Source organism: Sodalis sp. RH15 (genome assembly GCF_047324255.1).
In the GTDB taxonomy this organism is placed as follows: domain Bacteria; phylum Pseudomonadota; class Gammaproteobacteria; order Enterobacterales; family Enterobacteriaceae; genus Acerihabitans; species Acerihabitans ligni.
Genome location: NZ_CP178738.1, coordinates 1,334,105 through 1,356,757, shown reverse-complemented (window position 1 = coordinate 1,356,757; position 22,653 = coordinate 1,334,105). Strand labels below are relative to the sequence as shown.

16 protein-coding genes are annotated in these 22,653 nt (G+C 58.4%); 4 read left to right on the top strand and 12 right to left on the bottom strand.

Annotation, left to right across the window (positions count from 1 at the left end; genetic code table 11):
• Position 1: 1 nt before the first annotated feature.
• From recD to rppH, 12 genes are all read right to left on the bottom strand, one after another.
• A complete protein-coding gene (gene recD, locus ACL2XO_RS06395; RefSeq protein ID WP_413742416.1) occupies positions 2–1,861 on the bottom strand; it encodes an exodeoxyribonuclease V subunit alpha in 1,860 nt (619 codons plus the stop codon).
• Positions 1,858–5,412: an exodeoxyribonuclease V subunit beta gene (gene recB, locus ACL2XO_RS06390; protein WP_413742415.1), complete on the bottom strand. Its 3,555-nt coding sequence runs from the start codon at positions 5,410–5,412 to the stop codon at positions 1,858–1,860. The genes recD and recB overlap by 4 nt, the downstream gene beginning before the upstream one ends.
• Positions 5,413–5,427: 15 nt before the next feature.
• The gene (gene ptrA / locus ACL2XO_RS06385) at positions 5,428–8,313 is read right to left on the bottom strand and encodes a pitrilysin (protein WP_132923257.1); all 2,886 of its coding nucleotides are present in this window, start codon (positions 8,311–8,313) and stop codon (positions 5,428–5,430) included.
• A 19-nt stretch (positions 8,314–8,332) separates the two neighbouring features.
• A complete protein-coding gene (gene recC, locus ACL2XO_RS06380; RefSeq protein WP_413742414.1) occupies positions 8,333–11,743 on the bottom strand; it encodes an exodeoxyribonuclease V subunit gamma in 3,411 nt (1,136 codons plus the stop codon).
• Positions 11,744–11,837: 94 nt separating this feature from the next.
• Positions 11,838–12,194, bottom strand: coding sequence for a prepilin-type N-terminal cleavage/methylation domain-containing protein (locus ACL2XO_RS06375; RefSeq protein WP_413742413.1), 357 nt, complete (start codon positions 12,192–12,194; stop codon positions 11,838–11,840).
• A gap of 196 nt (positions 12,195–12,390) precedes the next feature.
• Positions 12,391–12,846: a DUF2509 family protein gene (locus tag ACL2XO_RS06370; protein ID WP_413742412.1), complete on the bottom strand. Its 456-nt coding sequence runs from the start codon at positions 12,844–12,846 to the stop codon at positions 12,391–12,393.
• Positions 12,843–13,412 carry a prepilin peptidase-dependent protein gene (locus tag ACL2XO_RS06365; RefSeq protein ID WP_413742411.1) on the bottom strand — a complete coding sequence of 190 codons (570 nt, stop codon included), beginning with the start codon at positions 13,410–13,412 and terminating at the stop codon, positions 12,843–12,845. The genes ACL2XO_RS06370 and ACL2XO_RS06365 overlap by 4 nt, the downstream gene beginning before the upstream one ends.
• Positions 13,406–13,885 (bottom strand): prepilin-type N-terminal cleavage/methylation domain-containing protein, encoded by a 480-nt coding sequence (locus ACL2XO_RS06360; protein ID WP_413742410.1) that lies wholly within the window; start codon positions 13,883–13,885, stop codon positions 13,406–13,408. The genes ACL2XO_RS06365 and ACL2XO_RS06360 overlap by 7 nt, the downstream gene beginning before the upstream one ends.
• A 310-nt stretch (positions 13,886–14,195) precedes the next feature.
• Positions 14,196–14,990 (bottom strand): thymidylate synthase, encoded by a 795-nt coding sequence (gene thyA, locus ACL2XO_RS06355; RefSeq protein WP_132923263.1) that lies wholly within the window; start codon positions 14,988–14,990, stop codon positions 14,196–14,198.
• A 6-nt stretch (positions 14,991–14,996) separates the two neighbouring features.
• Positions 14,997–15,869 (bottom strand): prolipoprotein diacylglyceryl transferase, encoded by an 873-nt coding sequence (gene lgt, locus ACL2XO_RS06350; RefSeq protein ID WP_413726674.1) that lies wholly within the window; start codon positions 15,867–15,869, stop codon positions 14,997–14,999.
• Between the two features lie 184 nt (positions 15,870–16,053).
• Complete coding sequence (gene ptsP / locus ACL2XO_RS06345; protein WP_132923265.1) at positions 16,054–18,303, bottom strand: phosphoenolpyruvate--protein phosphotransferase; 2,250 nt, start codon at positions 18,301–18,303, stop codon at positions 16,054–16,056.
• A gap of 12 nt (positions 18,304–18,315) precedes the next feature.
• A complete protein-coding gene (gene rppH, locus ACL2XO_RS06340) occupies positions 18,316–18,843 on the bottom strand; it encodes an RNA pyrophosphohydrolase (RefSeq protein WP_132923266.1) in 528 nt (175 codons plus the stop codon).
• Positions 18,844–19,534: 691 nt separating this feature from the next.
• Between rppH and mutH the strand changes: the two genes are divergently transcribed.
• The 4 genes from mutH to ACL2XO_RS06320 all read left to right on the top strand — a co-directional run bounded on the left by mutH (position 19,535) and on the right by ACL2XO_RS06320 (position 22,640).
• Positions 19,535–20,227, top strand: a complete 693-nt coding sequence (gene mutH / locus ACL2XO_RS06335) for a DNA mismatch repair endonuclease MutH (RefSeq protein ID WP_132923267.1) — start codon at positions 19,535–19,537, stop codon at positions 20,225–20,227.
• A gap of 136 nt (positions 20,228–20,363) precedes the next feature.
• A complete protein-coding gene (locus ACL2XO_RS06330) occupies positions 20,364–21,104 on the top strand; it encodes a TerC family protein (RefSeq protein WP_132923268.1) in 741 nt (246 codons plus the stop codon).
• Positions 21,105–21,249: 145 nt separating this feature from the next.
• Positions 21,250–21,468: a YgdI/YgdR family lipoprotein gene (locus ACL2XO_RS06325; RefSeq protein WP_132923269.1), complete on the top strand. Its 219-nt coding sequence runs from the start codon at positions 21,250–21,252 to the stop codon at positions 21,466–21,468.
• 131 nt (positions 21,469–21,599) lie between these two features.
• Positions 21,600–22,640, top strand: coding sequence for an NADP(H)-dependent aldo-keto reductase (locus ACL2XO_RS06320; RefSeq protein ID WP_132923270.1), 1,041 nt, complete (start codon positions 21,600–21,602; stop codon positions 22,638–22,640).
• Positions 22,641–22,653: the final 13 nt, after the last annotated feature.

Below are 22,653 nucleotides of genomic sequence, written 5' to 3'. Positions count from 1 at the left end.
GTTAGCCCGCCGCCCCTTTCCGTAAGCGATCGATAAGTCCGCTGCGCCGCTGGGTCGGCGTGGCGATGGCGTAGCTCAATACATCATCGTTGGCATAAAGGGACAAAGACCGGCGGGCCCGGGTGATGGCGGTATAGACCAGTTCCCGCGTCAACACCGGCAACAGCTGATTGGGCAGCACCAGCGCGGTATGCAAGAATTCCGACCCCTGGGATTTATGCACCGTCATGGCGAAAGCGGTCTCATGCTCGGGCAACCGGCTCAGGGGAACCGCCTTGGGCGTACCGTCGGGCAAGGAGAAATAGACCCGCAATTCCGACGCCTCATCGGCAAGCATAATGCCGATATCGCCATTGGAGAGGCCGAGGGAAGGAGCATTGCGCACGATCATGACCGGGCGTCCGGCATAGCCCTTGGCCAGGGAATCCGCCGGAGGATTTATCAGGCCGGCCCGGGACAGGGCCTGCTCGATGCGGCTGTTCAAGCCGGTGATGCCGAACGGCCCTTCCCGCAAGGCGCAGAGCAGCCGGAAGCGGTTGAACGCCTTGAGGATAACCGCCGGGCTTTCATTGGCCCCGACCCGCGACAGGTAGTCCCGATAGCCTGCCACAGCCCCTTCCAGCAGGCGCCGGTAGTCATCACCGTCCCGCACGGGGGCATAGCGGACATCGTCATCCCTGCCGGCGTGCAATAACGCCAGGGAACCGGCGGTATCGCCGGCATTGACGGCATTGGCCAGCCGGCCGATGCCCGAACCATCATCGAACCGGTAGCTTTTTTGCAGCAGGCACAGGCTGTCCCCAACGGCGGGTCCCGTGCCGTCGTTGCAAGGGGGGAGGACACAGCCGGTTAACCGCGCCAGCTGTTGGTTGCGGGCCGCGCTGTAGCCGTTTTCAGCGAAATAACAAATATCCCCCAGTACCGCGCCTGCTTCCACCGAGGCCAATTGACAGCGGTCACCGAGAAAAATCACCTTGGCCTGCGCCGGCAGCGCGGCAATCAGATTGGCCATCATCGGCAGATCCACCATTGAGGCTTCATCCACCACCAATACATCAACGTGGAGCGGATTGCCCCGGTGGTACCGCAAACGCTGGCTGTTGGGCTGCGCCCCCAGCAGGCGATGCAACGTCACCGCTTCCGGCGGAAACAGCCGCTTTTGCTCTTCGTCAAGCCGCAGGGCGTCCAGGGCGTCTCCCAGGGATTCGCTCAGGCGCGCCGCGGCCTTGCCGGTAGGCGCCGCCAGCTGGATGCGCATGCGCTTGCCCTGCCCCAGCACCACCAGAGATGCCAGTATCTTAGCCACCGTCGTGGTTTTGCCGGTACCGGGGCCGCCGGAAATCAGACTCACCGGATGGCTGACCGCCACCGCGGCCGCTACCTTCTGCCAGTCCGGCGCCCCATCGCCGGCAGGGAAAAAGCGCTGCAAAACCTGCCGGATTCCGGCTTCATCCGCCAGGTCCGCGGGCCGGATGGCGTTGAAAAATTCCGCCACCCGGCACTCGTTTTGCCACATGCGCTGCAGATATAACCGCTGGTTGTCCAGTACCAGGGGCGTGGGCCTGGTACCATCGCTTACCGCCGGCGAGGCCAGCAATATCTCCCGCCAGTCCGCCAGGGACGGTTCGCCGGCAAGCCCCCAGGCCCGGCGGGCCAGTTCGGGATAACGGCCGTCAAACAATCCCTCGGGCAACAGGCGGCTCAACGGCAGGCAGACGTGTCCGTCGCCGGCGTCGGCGCTAAGGCAGGCGCAGGCCAGCATGACGGCTATTTCATCCGGCGCCGCCAGCATGCGGGCGAACTGGATGTCCAGCGGCCGCCAGAGCCTAAGCTGCTGCGCCTGTTCAATGAGTGAATTCATTTATTCGCCTCAGGTTCAGCCGATAACGGCGTTTCCCCGCCGAACAGGGCGTCCAGCGCATCCACAAATGCCGGTTCCGGGCGGCGGAACACCACGCCGTCACCGGGATTGTCCGGTGAGACCCCGCGCAAAAAGACATAAAATACTCCGCCGAAATGGCGGCGGTAATCATAATCCCGCAGGCGGTGCCGCAGGTAGCGGTGCAATGCCAGGGTATAAAGCTGGTATTGCAAATCATAGCGATGCTCAGCCATGGCGCCCAGCATCGCCTCGGGCGTGTAGGCGGCATTATCCTCCCCCAGCCAGTTGGATTTATAATCCAGCAGGTAATAACGGCCGTCGTAGCGAAAAACCAGATCGATAAAGCCTTTCAGCATCCCTTTGACCTGGGGGAAGTTCAGGGGCGGACAGGCGGCGGACAGGGGGTCGTAACGTTTGCACAGCGCATCAAGCCCAGCGGCGGTGATAAGCGCGTCGATGGGAAGATAGAATTGCAGCTCGGCCTGCCGGTCCGCCGGGGCGATGCGCGACAGCTGGATACCCTCCTGGTTGAGGGGCGCGTGCAGTACATCCTCCAGCCAACGGGCGAGAGTCGGCTGCCAGCTTTCATCAATGCCGTACTGCAAGAGCTGCGCGTCCAGCCACACCGGATCCAGCGGTTGGGTAAAGTCTACCGTTTCAAACAGGCCGTGCAAAAACGTGCCCGGCGACGCGCCGCGGGGAAACGTATGGGGAGAATGCTCCCGTTCCGCGTCCCGTTGCCGTTCGCCCACCGCGTCGCCGTCCAGCCGGGGCTGCAAATCCATCAGCGATGAGCCTCCGCCATGCTGCTGCAGCCCGGAATAGCTGGTAACGCGCCAGTTTTCAGCGGCGCGTGGCCGGTATTCACGGGCCGACAAACGTTGCCGGGCGCTGTCCTGCGGCCGCCAGGGCAAAGCATCGGGCTGGCCGATAACGGTGACGGCAATATCTTCCGTCGCCAGCGACTGCAGGCGGGATAAAAGCGCGGCGGCGTCACAGGCTTCGCCCCCCTGGACCAGATAACCCAGCGCGCCCAGGTGCAAATCGGTGTTGCCGGTTTTGCTCCGCTGGCCGCGAAACAGCGGGGCGATGCCGATGCCGCAGTGGTAGATGGAACGGGTCACCGCCACGTAGAGCAGGCGAAGATCTTCCGCCAGACGCTCCTCCTCCGCCAGTTGCAGACTTTCAGCAGATTCGGAAAGATCCAGCCAGGCTTGAAAATCGCGGCGATCGTGAAACAACGGGCGTTTTTGCTGGCGAAAATCGGCGATAAACGGCAAAAACACCACGGGAAACTCCAGCCCTTTGGACTTATGCACCGTGATTATCCTCACCAGATGGCGATCGCTTTCCAACCTTAACTGCTGATTTTCAGCCTGGGTATCGGGCAATTCAATCTGCAACGCCAGCCAGCGAACCAGCCCGTGCTCGTTCTCCAGCTGCGCCGAGGCTTCCTGCAACAGCTCCGCCAGGTGCATAAGGTCCGTCAAACGCCGCTCGCCATTCACCGACGCCAGCAGATTTTCCGCCATGCGGTGGCGAATCATCAGTTGGCGCAACATCGGCAATACGCCACGCTGCCGCCATACCTGGCGATACCCGGCGAATTCATCCACCAGGGCATCCCATGCCGGCCCGTTGTTATTGATATCTTCAATGGCCGGGGCATCCAGCCCCATCAGGCTGGTAGCCAGCGCGCAGCGCAGGGCGTTGTCCTGCCCCGGGATCAGTATTGCCTGCAACAGCCAGAGCAGCTCCCGTGCTTCGGGAGTTTCATACACGCTGTCGCGATTGGATAGATAGACCGCCGGAATCGACAGTGCGCTTAAGGTATCGCGAATCAGGGCCGCTTCATTGCGGTTACGCACCAGCACCGTAATATCGGACGCCTGCAGCCCTTGACGCCCTTCAGGGCCCACCAGAACGGCCCGGCCGTCCTGACCTGCGCTCAGCCAGTGGCGAATGGTGGCGGCGCAATGGCGCGCCATCAGGTGTTGGTACTCACTTACACCAACCCCCGCTCCCGGCTGCAGCCACAGCTCCAGGGCCGGCTGGACCTGCTGGTTGATTTCCAGCGCCAGGCCGCGGTTATCCGCCGCAGCACGCACCGGCAAAAAGGGGATTTGTTCAAAGATAAACGGCTGCGGCAGCGACTGGAACAGCCGGTTGACTCCATTGATCATCGCCTGTGACGAACGCCAATTGGTGTCTAAAGTATAGTGGGCGCTCACCTCACTCCGGGCGCGCATATAGGTGAAAATATCCGCGCCGCGAAACGCATAAATCGCCTGTTTGGGGTCCCCTATCAGCACCAGTCCGCAGTCAGGCCGCCCCTGGTAGAGGCGACGGAAAATACGGTATTGCTGCGGGTCGGTATCCTGGAATTCATCGATCAACGCCACCGGATAACGCGCGCGAACCGACAGCGCCAATGCCTCACCCCCTTCCCCTTGCAGCGCCTGGTCGAAACGGCTCAGCAAATCATCAAAGCCCATTTCGCCCCGCAGCCGCTTCTCCTGCGCCAGCGCCAGGCGCAGCTCATCCAGCGCCAGCACAAAAATCAATTCACGCAGGGTCAGCGTCTGCCGCAAAAATTCTTCTATATGGTCAAACACCTCATGGACCGGCGGCGTTCCTTTGAGGGTTTTAGCCGCCAGCACCGATTGCCGGAAACGCTCAATCTCCTTTGGCACATCATAATCTTCGGTGGGCGCGGCGGCCCAAAGGGAGATTTTTTCCAGCCACGCCGGCAGGTTTTTACTGCTGTAGGCGCGTTTGTCCACCCCCGATCCGCTGATGAGAGGCAACAGATTTGGGGCGGCCAGGCGCCAGCGCCGTTTGAGTTCATCGATACGGGCGACGATTCGCCCATGGCGCTCAAGGATGGTTTCGGCCTTTTCCGGCGGGTTGCGCACCACCGGCGCCTCCCCCTGCAAATAGGGAAGCAACTCCGCCAGAAGCTTTTGGGGACCATCCCAGTCTTTATTGATGACCCGTGCCACGGCCACCGGCAGCGGGTAGCAGTGGCGACGCCAAAAATCGGCGCATACCTGGCGCCGCAAATCCGATTCGTCTTCCACCAGGGTTTGTTGAAACAGCAGGCCGGATTCAACGGTACTGTGGCTGAGCATCCGCTGGCAGAAACCATGGATAGTGTAAATCGCCGCTTCATCCATTTGCCGTTCCGCCGCAAGCAGAAGACGGGCGGCATAGTCCGTATCGGGAATATGTTCCAGCAGGCTGCTGAACAAGGGATTACGGCTGACGCCGCGCACGCATGCCAGCCGCAATCGATGGATATTATCCCGGATACGGCCCCGCAGCTCCTCGGTGGCCGCTTCGGTAAAGGTTACCACCAGGATCTCTTCCACGCTCAACGGACGGGGATAAGCCGCCTGTTGTCCCAGGCCCAGCAGCAGGCGCAGATAGAGCGCCGCCAGGGTATAGGTTTTACCGGTGCCCGCAGAGGCCTCTATCAGGCTCGTCCCACGCAGCGGCAGGGTCAGCGGATCAAGTGTCAACGGGGTCAAGGATAACCGATTCCTTTACTGGGGCCGGATGACCGGCAAGGTTTTTTGCAGCGCCGCCGCGTTCGGATACAGCGTCCAGCCTGGGGGCGCGGCAAAGGAGACCGGGTCGTGACCCTGGCCGCCGATTTGCGACAATAACGCCAGGCCCTGCGGCTCGATCACCGCCCGGTGAAAAAACTCCGCCATTTGGTCCAGGGTCAATTGCCGCAGCCCCGCCACTACTTTGTCACGGGTATCGAAGGCGGCATTGTCCCGGGCCATCTCATCGGTATATTGATCCACTTCCTCACCCAATGTCTGCGGCTGCTGTAGCACCTGGCTGATAACGCCCTGTTTGTACTGTTCGAAATCCGCCGGCGACATGGCGCGTAAACGCTGTTCGGTCTGGCCGAAGAACGCCTGGAATCGATCATAAAGATAAGCGGGCTGTTTCGTACTGCTCTGCAGCACAAATTCGACGCCCCCCTGATCGCCGACAAAAACCGGCGTCATAAAGATGGCATAACCCAATTGTTCCTGTGTACGGAGCTGCTGATAAAACCAGGATTCGACAATCTGCGACAGCATATAGCTATTGACCATGCCCGCAATCCGATCGTAACCGGTGGGTACGTAGGCCGCCGCCAGCGCCGAATCGGTGGTGCTGCCGGTTTTTTGGATCAGCGCCAGCTGCGGTTGCCTGATTTCCACCCTGGGGGTTCGCTGCCAGCGGATACCGGTCCAGCCGACGTGTTTTTTCAGCTGATCGGCCAGCGCCGTAGACTGCTGCGGCGTCAAATTGCCCACCACCAGCATTTCCAGCGCGGCGGGTTTGAATACTTTCTGGCGATAATCGATCAAATCCTGCAGCGTCATGCCGTCAATCAGCCCCCGCCGTTCATCCCGCTCCACGTAAGGCCATTCGGAAAGCACCCTGGCCGGAATCACGGCCTGGGAATAGGCCTTGCCTTTATCGGTGCCGTCAAGCTGCTGACGATACCAGGTCTTGGCCTGTGCCAGCTGATCTTCGGTGGGCGTGAAGGCGGCATAGCGTTCGATAAGGCTTATCACCAATTGCGGCAGCCGCTGGGTATAACCGCTGGCTTTGACGGTTAATCCATCGCTTTCAAAGGTGGAGAAATTAATGCCGCCGACATAGGACTGATTGCTCAGCTCCGCCAGATTCAGGCCGGCGATGTAATCATTCATGGCATACAGCACCTGATCCCGGGGCGTATCCATCAGATTGGGGTTGCGGAAATTCAGGGTAATATCGGCCCGCGGCTCATCGGCGAAATAGCGGCTGGGCATGTACAGCAGACGCAGTCCGGGTTTATCAACAAGGGTTTCAGGGTGCGCGGGGACCTTGCCCGCTTTGATCAGGGAGAAATCGCTGGCGATATACGGATTGAGCGTCGGCAGCGACAAACCGATGTTCTGTTCTCTTTGCCGCCAGGCCGCCATGTGTTCCGGCGTCAATGCATCCACCCGGTAGGGCGCGTTCATGAAATAGGCGACCTTATCATGGGGTTCGTCGGGACTGATAAACCAGATACGGGCATTTTCCGGTTTCATGCTGTCCAGACGGGCGGCGATTGCCTTGGGATCGTAGCGATCCGCCAGATAGGGGGCGTCCAGGACGTGCTGTACCGGCACCTTGAGCATGGAATCCACCAGCCACTCGATATAATCCATATCGCGGGTAATAATGGGATAACGAAAATCCTGCTGCAGCACATGGGCGATTTCGTCGAAATATTGCCGCTGGATGCCGTGTTCGCGCAGGGTCTTGAGGTAGCTGAAAATCGCGGCGATCACCTCATCCCGCTGGGCGAAGCCTTTATCGCTCAGGGATACGGCGATGGAGAAAACGCCGCCGTTTCCATCCACCATCGGATCCGCGCCGGCGTCGATAGCATCCGCCAGGCCCTGCTTTTGCAGCCAGTCCGCCAGGGTATTGGGGCTGTGGTTGCCAATTAGGTAACTGATATAGGTGTCGCTTTTACTGCGGAACGCACGGCTGTTATTGGCAATGGGAAATTCTATGCGCAGCATTTTCTGCGGCTGCACCGGCTGGTAGTGAATCACGATGCCGGTTTGTTTTTTGGTCACCGCCGGTACGGTAATGGGCGGCACCACGGCGTTGTGATTGGCGACGCGTCCGTAGGTTTGTGTGGCGATCGCCGCCAGCTGCGGCAGCGGCTGGTTACCATAAATCACCGCCACCATGAGGTTGGCGGAATAATAACGATGATAGAATGCCGTTAACGTCTGGTGCAGGTTGCTGCCGGGTTTATCCCGCAGGGTTTCCAGATTGCCGCCGGAGAACCGGGCCGCCGGATGGGCCGGATTCATGGTTTCGGCCCGGATTTGCGCCATTCGCAAAGCGTCGTTGGAACGGCCCATGGTGAGCTCGGCATTCACCGCATGGCGTTCTTTGTCCGCGCTGGCAGGGTCCAGCAGCGGTTCGGCAATGGCGTCCGCCAGACGATCCACCGCCGGCAGCAGGGCGCTGTTTTCCACCTCGAGATAAAAAGCGGTGCGGTGGGAGGCCGTGCTGGCATTATGGTCGCCGCCGTGCTTTTTAAGGAATTCCGACAGGTTTTCCGGCTGCGGGTATTTTTTGGAGCCCATCAGAATCATATGTTCAAGATAATGGGCCAACCCGAGCTGGCTGTCGGGACTTTGCAGCGTACCCACCGGCACCGCTATGGCGGACAGGGATTTCACCGCCTGCTTATCACTGACCAGCAGAACAGTCATGCCGTTGGCCAGTTTGACGGCCTGGTATTGCCGGGCATCCTTGCTGCTTTTTTGAATCGTCTCGTTGATGGGTTGCCAACCGGTGGCGGCCCAGCCGGTTGAAAAGCAAAAAACGCCAATTAAAATACCGCTTAATAATCCGCTAACCAGTCTTCGCATTCCACTCTCCAGCAAATCCCTACAGAGCCGCCCGGGGCCGCTTTGACTTTTCCGATGTCGCGGCCAGATTAAGGCTGAACGGCGTTAATAAATAGTTTTGCGCGGCCTGGATTATCGCCTCGACACGATCCCCGTCCAACTGGCGCATGAGGCGCTGTATATAGGGATCCTGGCTATCACCGGGCATATAATCGTCCCCCAGCCACGCGTACAAGAGTTTATCCCGTGCCGGGCGCTGGCGCTCTTCGCTCCAGTCGATGTCGCCCTTGTCACGGTCAAAACAGTAATCAAGCCATGCGCCGCCTGAACGGTGCAATAACAACAGCGGGGAATTCATCCCTTGAACATAACCTGATACCAGCGTAACTAAAAATGATTTTGCCTGTTCAGGGGATAAAGGCGCGAACCGCCACTCTCCCTTGGTGCCGAACATGCGGCTTTCACCCATGCCGCCCATGGCGCACCAGACCAGGTGCTCCAGCCATAAGGAGAGTCCGTCCTTCATGGACAAAGCGCCGGGCCGCCAGCGTAGCAAACCGTCGCTTTGCACCTGGGAAAGCCAGCCGCTTAATTCGACCTCATCCAGCATCAGGTACACTTCCTGGCTGTGCGCTTCCTCGCGGCGGTGTTCGCGCACCGTTTCAGCCAGCCGGGACATTTCGTCGCACTGCCGGTTCCAGTAAAGCTCGCCGAACGCGCCGTAGGGCAGATAGCCGGCGGCCCGGACTTTACGGAATAGCTGCCCGGGGTCCTCGTCGGCAATCAGGGTATTGAGCAATTGATCATTAAGCTGATAGCGCGTCAGGCCCTCGATGACAAAGGGCTCGTCGGCGGAGAGCTCCCGCTCTTCCAGGCGGAAATAGACCCCCAGGCGCTGCTGGAAAAAAGCGCGTACCGGATGGCTGTAAAAGCGTTTGAGGGAGTCGAAGGACAACGCCGCGATAGGCCGATTCTCCAGCGGCCGGCTGAACTCGGGATGGGGCGTGCCGCCGGCGCTGGCGGCGGGCAACCATTCCGCGGCATAACTTTGCAGTTCGGTTCCGGCGATAAAGTTTTCCGCCGCGAACGGCATTCTGGGATGCCATTGGTAAAGATGTTCACGTATCCGTTCGGCGCTGGCATCCGCATCAGCGTCTTCATCCCCGGCCAGATAAAAGCTCTGGGCGATATAGTCGGTGAGCTCGCTCACCAGCACCGAAGGATAACGCAAGGTATTGTCCTGAATGGAGCGGCCGATAAAGCTGATATAAAAACGCCGCTGCGCCGAGAGCATGGCCTCCAGAAACAGGTAGCGATCGTCGTCGCGGCGGCTGCGGTCGCCGCGCCTGGGCTGTCTTGCCATGAGATCAAAACCCATCGGCGGCAGCGAGCGGGGATAGACGCCGTCATTCATGCCCAGCAGGCAGACGACTTTGAAGGGGATGGAACGCATCGGCATCAGGGTGCAAAAATTGATGGTCCCGGCCAGGAATCTCTGGCTTACCCGCTCTTGATCCAGACGCGTGGACAACTCGTCCCGCAGCAGGGTCACGGCAACAGGCTTATCGAGACCTCCCTGCAAACCAAACTGCACAATCTGCTGCCATTGGGTTTCAAGCAGCGCCAGGGCTATCTCGGCTTCGGCATCCGGCAGGAAAAAATCGGTTATCAACGCCCGGCAACAGGGCAACCAGTCCTCCAGCATGCGTGGCCGGCTCAGGATGTCGCGCCAGCGCCTGAGCTGCGCCAGCAGCTCCGCCAGATGTCCCACCAGTTCGGCAATCAATCCGCTGGATTCGTCATAGGGCAATATTCCGCGCCAATCGCCGCTATGGCTGTCCATGGCGTAACCAAGCAGCATGCGCGTCAGGCCGAACTGCCAGGTGTGCTGTCCGGTGGCGGGCAGCATCAGTTCGCGGATATTCTCGTCGTCCAGTCCCCAGCGAATCCCTGATTCATCCACCCACTGCCGGAGCAGTTTCCGATCCTCTTCTTTGATTGCGAAGCGGGCGGCCAGGGCCGGGACCTCCAGCAGCGCCAGTACCTCTTCGGCGGCAAAGCGGCTGCGCGGCAGTTCCAGCAAGGAGAGAAACGCCGGCAGCGCCGGATGAATCTGCCGCGCCCGCCGGTCGGAAATGGCGAACGGCAGCTGGCGGCCGGTGGCGATATTACCGAATACCGCCTGAATAGCGGGGGTATAACGATCAATGTCCGCCACCATCACGATAATGTCCCGCGGCGAGAGTTCCGCATCGGCGCCCATCATGGCCAGCAGCTGGTCATGCAATACTTCCACCTCCCGTTGCGGACTGTGGCAGACATGCAGGCTCAATGTCCGATCATCGGCCGCCAACAGGCGTTTGCCCCGGCTGTTGGACAGCGTCTCGGCGCTCGTTCCCACCCAGCTATGGTCTTCAAGTTCAAGGATATCCCGCTGTAACAGGGAGAGCAGTCCTTCATCGGAAGGGTCGACAAACGCATCCACCTCCTGGGCATTGTCGAGCTGGGCCAGCAAAAAAATATTATCCCGGCCCAGTTTTCCCCATGAGGCCAGCAGCGGATTCCCTACCGCCTGCTCTCCTTCGTCGTTAAACAGGCTGCCGGCCTGCTCCGGCCGACGGAATATACCCTTCTCCAGCCGGTCCTGGTAATGGCTGCGCGTGCGGTTTTGCAGCCTGGCAAGGAAAGTCCGATCGCGGATGTCGCCCCAGTAATAACGGCAGGGGTTGGTGAACAGCAGATGGATATCGATATGGCGGCCCAGCGCCTGCAAAGCGTGGAGATAGGTGGGCGGCAGCGCGGATATGCCGCAGATGAACACGCGCGGCGGCAATCCCGGCGGGCAGTGCTCCGCCTGCTCCAGGGCATGGATGAAGCGCTCATAAAGATTGGCCCGGTGCCAAGGAGACTGGCCCGCCCGGGCGGTATACTCAACCAATGCCAGCCAGAGCGGGGCCTGCCACTGTTGCTCTTCCCCCAATCCCGTCACCCTCTCGCCCCGTTGCCAGCTTTCCAGCCAGTCGGGGCGGAACACCAGGTACTGATCGTAAAGGTCCGCCAGTCTGGCGGCAAACTGATGGCATTTCCGCTGGTCACCGTCGTCTTCAAGGTATCGGCAAATCACCTCAAACCCGGGCTGCTCGCAGAGCTGCGGCAGCAGGGCCATCAGTTTCCAGGTCATTGCATCCTTGGAAAAAGCGCTCTCCGCGGGAATATCAGGCAATACACGGGTAAACATCTGCCAGATAAAACTGGCCGGCAGCGGGAATTCGATATTGGCGGCAATACCGAAACGCGCCGCCAATTCCATTTGCAGCCATTGGGCCATCCCGGTGCTTTGCACTAGAATCACTTCCGGCTGGAAGGGATCCGGCAGCGGTTGCCCTTCAATCAAGGCAGCGGCCAGGGATTTAAGTAAATCCAACTGATTTGAGTGATAAATTCTAAACATGCCGCCCCTCCGAGCCTGGCCTTCCCTGCCGCTCCCCGCTACTCATGGGGACACTTTAACCGGATTGGCGCTGAAAACAAGCTGTCATCAGTTGCTATGGCGAAGCACCGCCGGAATCTTTTCGACAAAACCATTCGCTAAGCGCAGCGCTACCCCCCGACGGGATTCGCACTTCGACGGTAACCCGTCGGCAAGCCGGTCCGCGGGGCTGCTCTACCCTGTCTATCCGCCAGCCCTGGGGCAGATCCCATGGGAGGTCCCGTCCTCCAAGACGATGAAGCTCCAGCGCCTGGTGAGCAAAGGCCAACGCCTGCTGGCGCTGAACCAGTCCGTCCTGGGTCTGCTTAAGCGCTTGCAGGTAATTTATAAAGGCCAGGGCAATCACGGAAAACAGCAGCACCGTCACCATGGCTTCCGGCATGCCCAGTCCCCGCTCATCGCCACCCTGCATAGACTGTCTCCTTCGCGTCGGGTTCCGCTGCCCCGGCTACCGGCTCTCGCTCCCGGGGCAAACTCGCCGTCAGTTGAACACTTGGCAACATGCAAGGCTCCCCGGTCTTGTGTACGGCCAGAAGAACCATTCAATCCGCCGCCGAATACCGACGCCGGTATGCCGCGGTGCCGGTACGCTATCCGGCCACGCACAGTCAGCCTGGATAATAATCCAGCCAGCCACTGGCCAGCGGCGTCAGCATGCAGCTTCGCCTCTCCTTACCTGTCTCCTCAAGGTCTTCTTTCATTCTAGTCAGCGCCACCCGCCGATAGAGGTTTATCTCACCAGGCCCGCGCGCGCCTTCCAGGACGCCGCTTTGCGCATGCAGCACCCAGCCGACCGTCAGACGCGGCGCGCAAAGACAGGCCCGGAAGGCTTCTCCTTCAGGGCGGCGGCACTCGCCGTCCTCCCCCCGCCAGGGCACGGTCATTGCCCAGGATAATGCGGATTCAGCGCGATGGAATGCTGTCAGATAACGCTGCTCGTCATGAATCAGGGGTACCGCGCCATCTAAAAAACGCTGCCAGCCCAGCATGGCCGTCAAGCCGATAATCAGCAGGATCGGCAACACCGCCAGCGCGCCGCTGCCTTGCTCTTCTACCGACGTCATCCGTTACGCCCCACCATAATCCGGCTGGCGCGATGCCTGATTGACGGCGTGCTTCGCGCAGCGCCGGTCAGGGTTACCCGATAGGCATTGTTCCCCACTGTTTCAAACCGCAACTGCTTTATTATCCATAACTGCGGATCGTGCATCTTGACCCACCCCGGGCCGTTGCAGTGCGTTACGCCGCGCTGCGTCTCCAGCGCCCCCCGATGCAGCCGGTAGCCGAAGGTTTCGTTTTCCAGCACTCCGCCGGCGGCTACGCCCGAGGAGGGTATAAAAGCGTAAGTAGCCACCAGGCAGGATTGTTGCCCCTCTCCTCGCCGATGGCCGATGACCACGGCCGGTCGTCCGCAGGAAGGCGAGCAGTGTCCGGCGCGCCGGAGATCTTTTTCAATCAACAGCAGGCCGTGGTTAAGGTTCCGAATCAACCGCATATGCTGGATGCCGCCGTAGCATTGGCCGTACATCACCGGTAACAGACGCATGCCGGATAACAGTACCAGGCTTACCACCGCCATCGCGCACAGGGTTTCGGCCAGGCTAAAACCTGATTCACCGGCTTTCAGCATGGCGAGATGCCTCCAAAACTCCCCTTCACGCTGCACAATCGCACCCGTCCGGCGCCGGATACGATGATTTTGATGCGTCCGGCCGGATTACTGAGCACAACGTGCGCCGGCGTGGCGGTATTGTGCAACCCTCTGAAGGTGAGATACCCCGGCGACGACATCTCCAGGCGCATATCGGAGAGCGGCGGCCCGAACCGAAGCATCTCATCCGGACGGGAGGTACAGACAGCGGAGAGCTCCCCACCGACGCCGGTTTTCATCGCAATGCGGCAATTGTGATTATTACGCGCCGCGTGCGCTTGCAAACGCGACAAAAAGTCCGCGATCTGCTGGCTGGCCTGGGATAACCGGCACTGGTTACGGTGGTGTTGCCAGCAAACGCTGCCGGAAAGCGTCATCAGCGCCGCCAACAGCAGCACCAGCATCATTTCTATCAGGGTATAACCCTGCTGCGAGGAAATAGGGTTCTTCATGCCGTAAAGCGTAACGCGATACCGCCCGGCCATGCCACGGGATTAATATCAGGGAGGAAAGCAGCGCGCAAACAATCGAGGAGGAGAAGGCAAAACGACAAAAAAATGCGAGACAAACCGCAATTGGAGACTGGCCCGCTACCACCGGGCGTGCAACGAACGTGTTCAAGGGAGACCGTACCGATGGGGTCGAAGCGGGCGTGGTTTCACCGCCCGCCGGAGCACCCCATGGTGCGGTAGGCCCGCGACCACCGGGCATGCATCGAACGTGTTCAAGGGAGACCATGCCCGGTCAAGACAAAATCCTGGCTTAAACCGCCACAGGCGCCTTGATGGCGGGATAGGGATCGTAACCCTGGATATCGAAATCCTCAAAGCGGTAATCAAACAGCGAAGCGGGCTTACGCTTAATCGTCAGCGTCGGCAAAGGACGCGGCTCGCGGGTCAACTGCAAATCCGCCTGATCCAGATGGTTGCTGTACAAATGGGTATCACCACCGGTCCAGACAAAATCCCCCACCTTCAGATCGCACTGCTGCGCCACCATATGCACCAACAGCGCATAGCTGGCTATATTAAACGGCAGACCGAGGAAAATATCGCAGGAGCGCTGGTAAAGCTGGCAGGAAAGCGTACCGTCGGCAACATAAAACTGGAACAGCGCATGGCAGGGGGCCAGCTTCATCTGGTCCAGCTCCCCCACGTTCCAGGCGGAAACCATGATGCGACGCGAATCCGGATCCTGGCGCAGTTGTTCAAGCACCCGGCTTAACTGATCGATTTGGCGACCGTCCGCCGCACCCCAGGCGCGCCACTGCTTACCGTAAACCGGACCGAGATTGCCGTTTTCATCCGCCCATTCGTCCCAAATGGAAACGTTATGGTCATGAAGATAACCGACATGAGTGTCGCCGTTGAGAAACCACAGCAGCTCGTAAATAATCGAACGAAGATGGCACCGCTTGGTGGTCACCAGCGGAAAACCCTGCCGCAAATCAAAGCGCATCTGGTGGCCGAAAATCGACAGAGTGCCGGTACCGGTGCGATCCGCTTTCGGCGTGCCTTGTTCACGGACCAGCCTCATCAATTCCAAATACTGTTTCATGTAACCTCAGGACAATTGTTGCTGCGGACGACGGCGATAGGCCCAGATAATCATAATCACACCGGCAATAATCATCGGCAGCGACAGGATCTGCCCCATGCTGATGGCATCGTCGAATAACCCCAATTGCGCATCGGGCTGGCGGAAGAATTCCACGATAATGCGAAACGCGCCGTAACAGATGAGAAACAGGCCCGATACGCTGCCCAACGGGCGCGGTTTGCGGATGAAAAAGTTGAGAATGATAAACAGCACTATCCCTTCCAGCAATAATTCATATAGCTGCGAGGGATGGCGGGGCAATACCCCATAACGGTCAAAGATCGTCTGCCATTCCGGATGAAACGGCAACAGCGCTAAATCCTCGTCGCGGGATCCGGGGAACAGCATGGCCCACGGGGTATCGGTGGTCACCCGCCCCCAGAGTTCGCCATTGATGAAGTTGCCAAGCCGGCCGGCCCCCAGCCCGAAGGGAACCATCGGCGCGATAAAATCCGCCACCTGGAAGAAGTGGCGTTTGGTGCGGTGGGCAAACCACAGCATGACGCAGATCACGCCAATCAAACCGCCATGGAACGACATGCCTCCGTCCCAGACCTTGAAGAGATAAAGCGGATTGTCAAGAAACAGCGGCAGGTTATAAAACAGCACATAGCCGATGCGTCCGCCCAGAAACACGCCCAGAAAACCGGCATATAACAGGTTTTCCACTTCCTCTTTGGTCCAGCCGCTGCCGGGACGATTGGCCCGGCGCACCGCCAGCCACATGGCAAAAACGAAACCAATCAGGTACATGAGACCGTACCAATGAAGGGCAACCGGACCCACGGAGAAAATCACCGGGTCAAATTGAGGAAAAGCCAGATAATTCGTTGTCATTCATCACCACAACAGAGTTTATTTCAGGGCGTATATACCCGTCATACGTTGAATTGCAGGTACGTTGGCCTGCCTGCAACTTGGATTATTTAGGGTATCATAGCATAGGGGGTACATTTTTCGCGGCGGACCGGCGGTAAATTTACCCGTCGCTCGTGTACGCTATATTCATTGACGGCGGTATTCAGCGACCGCCGCGAATCAGGCCGCCCAGGCCGCGACGTTCTAAAAATGCCGCCACCTGATGGCGTACGTCAATGGCGTTATGCGCCACCAGTACCCGCTCCGCCAGCTGTTCGGCATCGCTGAGCTCCACGTTGCGAAGCAGATATTTGATTCTGGCCACGGTGCGTCCGTTCATACTCAGGGACCGATAGCCCATGCCGGTGAGCAGCAGTGCCCCCATGGGGTCCCCCGCCATCTCCCCGCACAGGCTGCAATCGAGCCCCAGCCGCCCGCATTCCACGATAATCTTTTGCAGCACCTGCAGCATCGCCGGGTGCAGGCTGTCATACATAGCCGCCACCCGGGTATTGTTACGATCCACCGCCAGCAGATATTGGGTCAAATCGTTGGTGCCCACCGAAATAAAATCCACCCGGTTCACCAGGGAAGATAGCATAAACACCATGGCAGGCACTTCAATCATGATACCCACCCGCAGGGGCGGCAACGCATAGCCCAGCATCTCTTCCACTTCGCGGCCGGCCCGGTCGATCATCCGCCGGGCCTCGTCAATTTCGTCCACGCTTGTGATCATCGGCAGTAAAATGCTGAGGTTGCCGGTGGCCGCATTGGCGCGCAGCATGGCCCGCACCTGGATCAGGAAGATTTCCGGCTGATCCAGGGTAATGCGGATTCCGCGCCAGCCGAGGCACGGGTTCTCTTCGTTGATGGGGGCCATGTAGGGCAGCTGTTTATCCGATCCCACATCCAGGGTACGCAGCGTAACGGATTTGCTGGGAAACAGCTGCAGCATGCCCTGATATTGCGCCACCTGCTCATCTTCCGACGGAAAACCGCTTTGCAGCATAAAAGGGATTTCGGTACGATACAGCCCGACCCCATCCACCCGGTCACCCAGCCGCTGTTCGTGTTCGGCGCTTAGACCGGCATTCAGCATGATTTGGATCCGCTCGCCGCTTTTAAGCCGCGCCGGCTGTTCCACATCATCTTCCGCCAGGCGGCTGAGCTCTTTTTCCTCGCTGATGAGGCGCTGATACTCCTGCACCAGCACCGGTTCCGGATCCACCAGCAGCTCGCCGCGATAACCGTCCACCACCAGCAGGCGCTGGTTCAGCAGCAAGGGTTGGATATCCGCGCCCATCACCGTCGGAATGCCCATGGCCCGGACCAGTATGGCGGCGTGGGAATTGGCGGCCCCGTCGCGCACCACCACGCCGACCATTTTACTTTGCGGCACTTCCGCCAGCAGCGTGGCGCTCAGCTCATCGGCCACCAGCACAAAACGGGACGGCCACTGCGTCACGCGCTGGGTGCTGTCGTCCAAATGGAACAGCAGCCGTTGCCCCAATGCCCGTAAATCGTTGGCCCGCTCGCGCATGTAGCTGTCGTTAAGCTGGGCGAACTGTTCGGCGAACTGTTCAATGACATATTTCACCGCCCATTCCGCTACCGATCCGCCGTCGATTTGTGCAAACAGCTCGCGCTTGAGGCGGGCATCGTTAAGCAAATGGGAATAAAGATCGAAGATGGCCGCGCTGTCTTGCTGGGCGCTGGCGTTAAAACGTTTGCTGAAACGGCGAAATTCCGCCGCCGCCTCGCCAAGGGCAAAGGTCAGCCGCTCCCGTTCCAGGGCGCTGTCCAGTGACGACGCCGGAAAGACCTGATCCAGAGACGGCTGGCTGGTATCCACCCAGCCCTGGGCGATAGCCACCCCCGGCGCGGCCGCCAGCGCGCGGATACGTGTCTGGCGATACTGGCCGAACAGGGCGTTCAACTGGGACTGCGAAAGAATGCCGGCCATTTGCGTGGCCAGCGTCACCATAAACGACTCTTCGCTTTCATCGAACTGGCGATGTTCGCGCTGCTGCACCACTAGCACGCCCAGCAGTTGGCGGCGATGGATAATCGGTACGCCGAGGAAGGAACGAAAACGTTCTTCTTTTACGGCGGGGATGTATTGAAAACTGGGATGGGTATGGGCATCGGCCAGGTTGATGGGTTCCGCCAGCCGTCCCACCAGCCCGACGATCCCTTGGTCGAATGCCAACGTGATGGTGCGCCCGCGCGGTTTCTGTAAACCGCGCGTAGCCATAAGGTAGTAGCAGCGACGATCGTTGTCCGCCAGATAAACCGAGCAAACCTCAGTGTTCATCGCCAGACAGGTTTCATTAACCAGGATATCCAGCGTATCCGACAAACGCGGCGCGGCGGCAACCTTCTCAACGATCTCTCGTAAACGCGTGAGCATGTTCTGCGTAGCTCATCCCCTCTTTCGTCGATAAGCAGGACAAGACCGTTGCGGAGCGCCTTCCTGCAACGGCATGACAGTGGTAGAGAATTCTTTCATGACCCGGCGGTAAACGTCCCTCTTGAACGAAACCACCTGGCGGACAGGGTACCAAAAGCTGACCCAGCGCCAGCCATCAAATTCAGGTGTGCCCCCGCGCTGCATATTGATATCGGCGTCCTGACACATAATCTGTAGCAAAAACCACTTTTGCTTTTGCCCGATACAGACCGGCTTTGTGTCCCAGCGAACCAGCCGCTTTGGCAGTTTGTAACGCAGCCAGTTGCGGGTAGCGGCGAGTATGCGCACATCTTTGCGACTTAATCCCACCTCTTCGAACAATTCACGGTACATTGCCTGCTCAGCGGTCTCGCCGGCATTAATGCCGCCCTGGGGGAATTGCCATGAGTGTTGTCCGTAGCGCCTGGCCCACAAGACCTGTCCGTCACGATTACAGATTACGATACCAACATTCGGGCGGTAGCCATCATCATCGATCACTGGACTACCTCGATTACTTATAGTGCAAACATGACTTGATTGTTTCACATCCCCTCAATAGGGTAAACCACTGCTTTTCAGTAAGTCCGGCCTCAATCGCGGTTTCAGCGGGATTTGGCGGCCAGGTTATCAACAGTTTCGAACCGCGCCGTATGGCTTTATGCACTTTTTCTGTGGATAGTACTGTGCAGAACGCTGAATTAGTAGGGGAAAACTTTTAGCCAACCCTTCGGGAAACGAATTCCCGGCGGAGAAATCCTTTGGGATTTCATGCGGCTAAGGATCCCATGCCGCCACGACGGGATCCATCGGGATCTTGTGGCTTCATTCCGGGGGCCGGTAAGGCTAAAAATCAGTCAATGCTGGTTTTATCCACAATTTCGTGGATAAATCACTGCCATATCGGAACAAACCAGCAATATAACAGGCCGTCAAGGCTGTAAATAGCTACAGTAGTGAGTTTTTATTAAGGTTATCCCATAAATCTGTGGATAACCTGGTGTAAGATCCTGTTCATTGTTCTCCTCTACTGGTGCACAACCCTTTTGCTTACCGTTGTAGAGTTCAGATAATGGAATAAAAATAATAGAAAAATCATGCTATTATTAATGGCGTCAATTTATATGATCATTAAATACGGCTCATTGAAAATGACAGCCTAGTTTTTAAACACCATGCGGATAACACAGCGATGACCCTGCCGTTGGTTTCAACCCTCGTGACGCCGCCGGTCAATGAAGTTGAATTATTGGCCCGCGCCAGTGCCCTGGCGGGTTATACCCTGGGTGAGCTGGCAACCCATGCCGGACTGGTGCTGCCCGCCAATCTCAAGCGCGACAAAGGCTGGATCGGCGTGCTGCTGGAGCGTTATCTCGGTGCCAGCGCCGGCAGCAAACCGGAACAAGACTTTGCCGATATCGGCGTTGAACTCAAGACCATCCCGGTGGATAGCGCGGGAAGGCCGCTGGAAACCACCTTTGTCTGCGTGGCGCCCCTCACCGGCAATAGCGGCGTCACCTGGGAAACCAGCCATGTACGCTATAAGCTGGCGCGGGTGCTGTGGATACCGGTGGAAGGCAGCCGGGATATTCCGTTGGCCGCGCGCCGGGTCGGCACGCCGTTGCTGTGGAGCCCTGACGCCCAAGAAGAGCTGAGGCTAAAGCAGGACTGGGAGGAATTGATGGATCTTATCGTATTGGGGCAGGTGGAAAAAATCACTGCCCGGCACGGCGAGGTTCTGCAGCTGCGTCCCAAAGCCGCTAATAGCCGGGCTCTTACCGCCGCCATCGGCGAATTCGGGCAGCCGATCATGACCTTGCCTAGGGGATTCTACCTGAAGAAAACCTTCACCGGCCCGCTGCTGGCCCGGCATTTCCTGATTTAGACAGTCATTGCCTGCCCGCGGGCATTCAGTATTGTTTATACCCATCATCTTTCACGTTACAGCTGTGTTGGCTGCAGTATGAAATCTTTTGGGTATATACTATTCGTTTAATATTCGTTTAGGTTGTTAACTCTTTATGTTTGATTGGATCCTGGACCCCAACGCGTGGCTGGCGCTGGGCACCCTGACTATCTTGGAAATCGTCCTTGGTATCGACAATATCATTTTCCTTTCTCTGGTAGTCGCCAAGCTTCCCCCTGCCCAGCAAGGCAAAGCTCGCGGCATGGGGCTGTTCGGCGCCATGGTGATGCGGTTATGTCTGCTGGCATCTATTTCCTGGGTGATCCGTTTAACGTTTCCCCTGTTCACCGTTCTGGGCAACGCCATCTCCCTGCGGGATTTGATTCTCATGCTCGGCGGGTTGTTCCTGATTTGGAAATCCAGCAAGGAAATCCACCAGTCGCTGGAAGGGAGCGAAGAGGCGCAAAACAGCCGCGTCAGCTCCTTTACCGGCGCCATCGTGCAGATTATGCTGCTGGATATCATCTTCAGCCTGGATTCGGTGATAACCGCGGTGGGTTTGTCCAATCATCTGTTCATCATGATGCTGGCGGTGGTGATCTCCGTGGGGGTAATGCTGTATGCCGCCCGGCCCATCGGCGAGTTTGTCGCCAGGCACCCTTCCGTGAAGATGCTGGCCCTGTCGTTTCTGATTTTAATAGGCTTCACGCTGATTTTGGAAAGCGTTGATGTTCATGTGCCCAAGGGATACATTTATTTCGCCATGTTCTTTTCGATGGCGGTGGAAGCGCTGAATCTCGCCAGAAGCAAAAAAACCGATCAGGCCGGGCGCTCCGGCTCGGATCTTGAGGGATGATGGAGTTCTTATGGGGTACCGGGCCCATTGAACAGCTTTTCTTTTGTCTGAAAAGCAGTCTTAAAAAAGCCTGGCAAAGGCATAGCAGCCTGGTGTTTTGCTAAACTTATTGCCTATCCCAACGCTCAATGGACGGAAAATCACAATGAAAAAAAGCATCATGATCTGTTCGGCTATTCTCCTGACGGGTTTACTGTCGGGATGTGCAAGTGATTATGTTATGGCCACCAAAGACGGTCGGATGATTCTGACCAAGGGAAAACCCGAAGTGGATAAATCCACCGGGATGATAAGTTATACCGATGAGCAGGGCAATGAAATGCAAATCAACGGTAATGACGTGTCGCAAATGATCGAACGTTGATTCCTCCCTGGCGATGAATACCCATTGGCCGGGCCGTTTTTGCTTTTCCCCGCGGCCTGGCTTGGTTATAGTCGATTACATCGGAGGAAGATCAACGCCCGCTCTTTTCAGACACTAAGGAACCAGCCTCAATGTATTATCACCGTATCCCCCACAGTTCTCTTGAAGTCAGCGTTCTGGGATTGGGCACCATGACTTTTGGTGAACAAAACACGGAGGCCCAGGCCCATGAGCAGCTGGATCATGCCGTCGCAGCAGGCGTCAACCTGATCGACACGGCTGAAATGTATCCGGTCCCGCCCCGGCCTGAAACCCAGGGACTGACGGAGACTTATATCGGTAACTGGCTGCACAGACACGGCCAGCGGGAAAAAATCATCCTGGCCACCAAAGTCACCGGCCCGTCACGGGGCAATGACGCATCAATCCGGCCACAGCAGATTCTCGATCGCAAAAACATCCGCAAGGCGCTGGACGACAGCCTGCAGCGGCTGCAAACCGATTATGTGGATCTTTACCAGGTGCACTGGCCGCAGCGGGCCACCAACTGTTTCGGCCAACTGAATTACCGCTACACCGATGAAAAGCTGGCGGTGACCATACTGGAAACCCTGGAAGCGCTGAACGAGCAGGTGCGGGCCGGTAAAATCCGCTATTTGGGTATTTCCAACGAGACCCCATGGGGCGCCATGCGTTATCTCCAGTTGGCGGAAAAACACGATCTTCCGCGCATTGTTACGGTGCAGAATCCCTATAGCCTGCTCAATCGCAGTTTCGAAGTCGGCATGGCGGAAATCAGCCAGTTTGAAGGGCTGGAACTGCTGGCTTATTCCAGCCTGGCGTTCGGCACCCTGACCGGCAAGTACCTCAACGGCGCAAAGCCCGCCGGCGCGCGCAATACCCTGTTCAGCCGGTTCACTCGCTATAGCTCGCCGCACACCCAGCGGGCGATCGCCGAGTATGTCGCCCTGGCGGGACGTTTTGGCCTGGACCCGGCGCAAATGGCCCTGGCGTTTGTACGCCGGCAGCCCTTTGTGGCATCTACCCTGCTGGGCGCCACCACACTGGATCAGTTAAAAAGCAATCTGGCCAGCCTGACGCTGCGGCTGGATGACGAAATCATCGACGCCTTGGAAGAAATCCATCAGCGCTTTACCTTTCCCGCACCCTAATCCCAAGGTCCGG

Excerpts from the sequence above, each read along its gene's own strand:
- recD (WP_413742416.1), bottom strand. The coding sequence starts at position 1,861 with ATGAATTCACTCATTGAACAGGCGCAGCAGCTTAGGCTCTGGCGGCCG.
- ptrA (WP_132923257.1), bottom strand. The coding sequence starts at position 8,313 with ATGCGAAGACTGGTTAGCGGATTATTAAGCGGTATTTTAATTGGCGTT.
- recC (WP_413742414.1), bottom strand. The coding sequence starts at position 11,743 with ATGTTTAGAATTTATCACTCAAATCAGTTGGATTTACTTAAATCCCTG.
- ACL2XO_RS06375 (WP_413742413.1), bottom strand. The coding sequence starts at position 12,194 with ATGCAGGGTGGCGATGAGCGGGGACTGGGCATGCCGGAAGCCATGGTG.
- ACL2XO_RS06370 (WP_413742412.1), bottom strand. The coding sequence starts at position 12,846 with ATGACGTCGGTAGAAGAGCAAGGCAGCGGCGCGCTGGCGGTGTTGCCG.
- ACL2XO_RS06365 (WP_413742411.1), bottom strand. The coding sequence starts at position 13,412 with ATGCTGAAAGCCGGTGAATCAGGTTTTAGCCTGGCCGAAACCCTGTGC.
- ACL2XO_RS06360 (WP_413742410.1), bottom strand. The coding sequence starts at position 13,885 with ATGAAGAACCCTATTTCCTCGCAGCAGGGTTATACCCTGATAGAAATG.
- thyA (WP_132923263.1), bottom strand. The coding sequence starts at position 14,990 with ATGAAACAGTATTTGGAATTGATGAGGCTGGTCCGTGAACAAGGCACG.
- lgt (WP_413726674.1), bottom strand. The coding sequence starts at position 15,869 with ATGACAACGAATTATCTGGCTTTTCCTCAATTTGACCCGGTGATTTTC.
- ptsP (WP_132923265.1), bottom strand. The coding sequence starts at position 18,303 with ATGCTCACGCGTTTACGAGAGATCGTTGAGAAGGTTGCCGCCGCGCCG.
- mutH (WP_132923267.1), top strand. The coding sequence starts at position 19,535 with ATGACCCTGCCGTTGGTTTCAACCCTCGTGACGCCGCCGGTCAATGAA.
- ACL2XO_RS06330 (WP_132923268.1), top strand. The coding sequence starts at position 20,364 with ATGTTTGATTGGATCCTGGACCCCAACGCGTGGCTGGCGCTGGGCACC.
- ACL2XO_RS06325 (WP_132923269.1), top strand. The coding sequence starts at position 21,250 with ATGAAAAAAAGCATCATGATCTGTTCGGCTATTCTCCTGACGGGTTTA.
- ACL2XO_RS06320 (WP_132923270.1), top strand. The coding sequence starts at position 21,600 with ATGTATTATCACCGTATCCCCCACAGTTCTCTTGAAGTCAGCGTTCTG.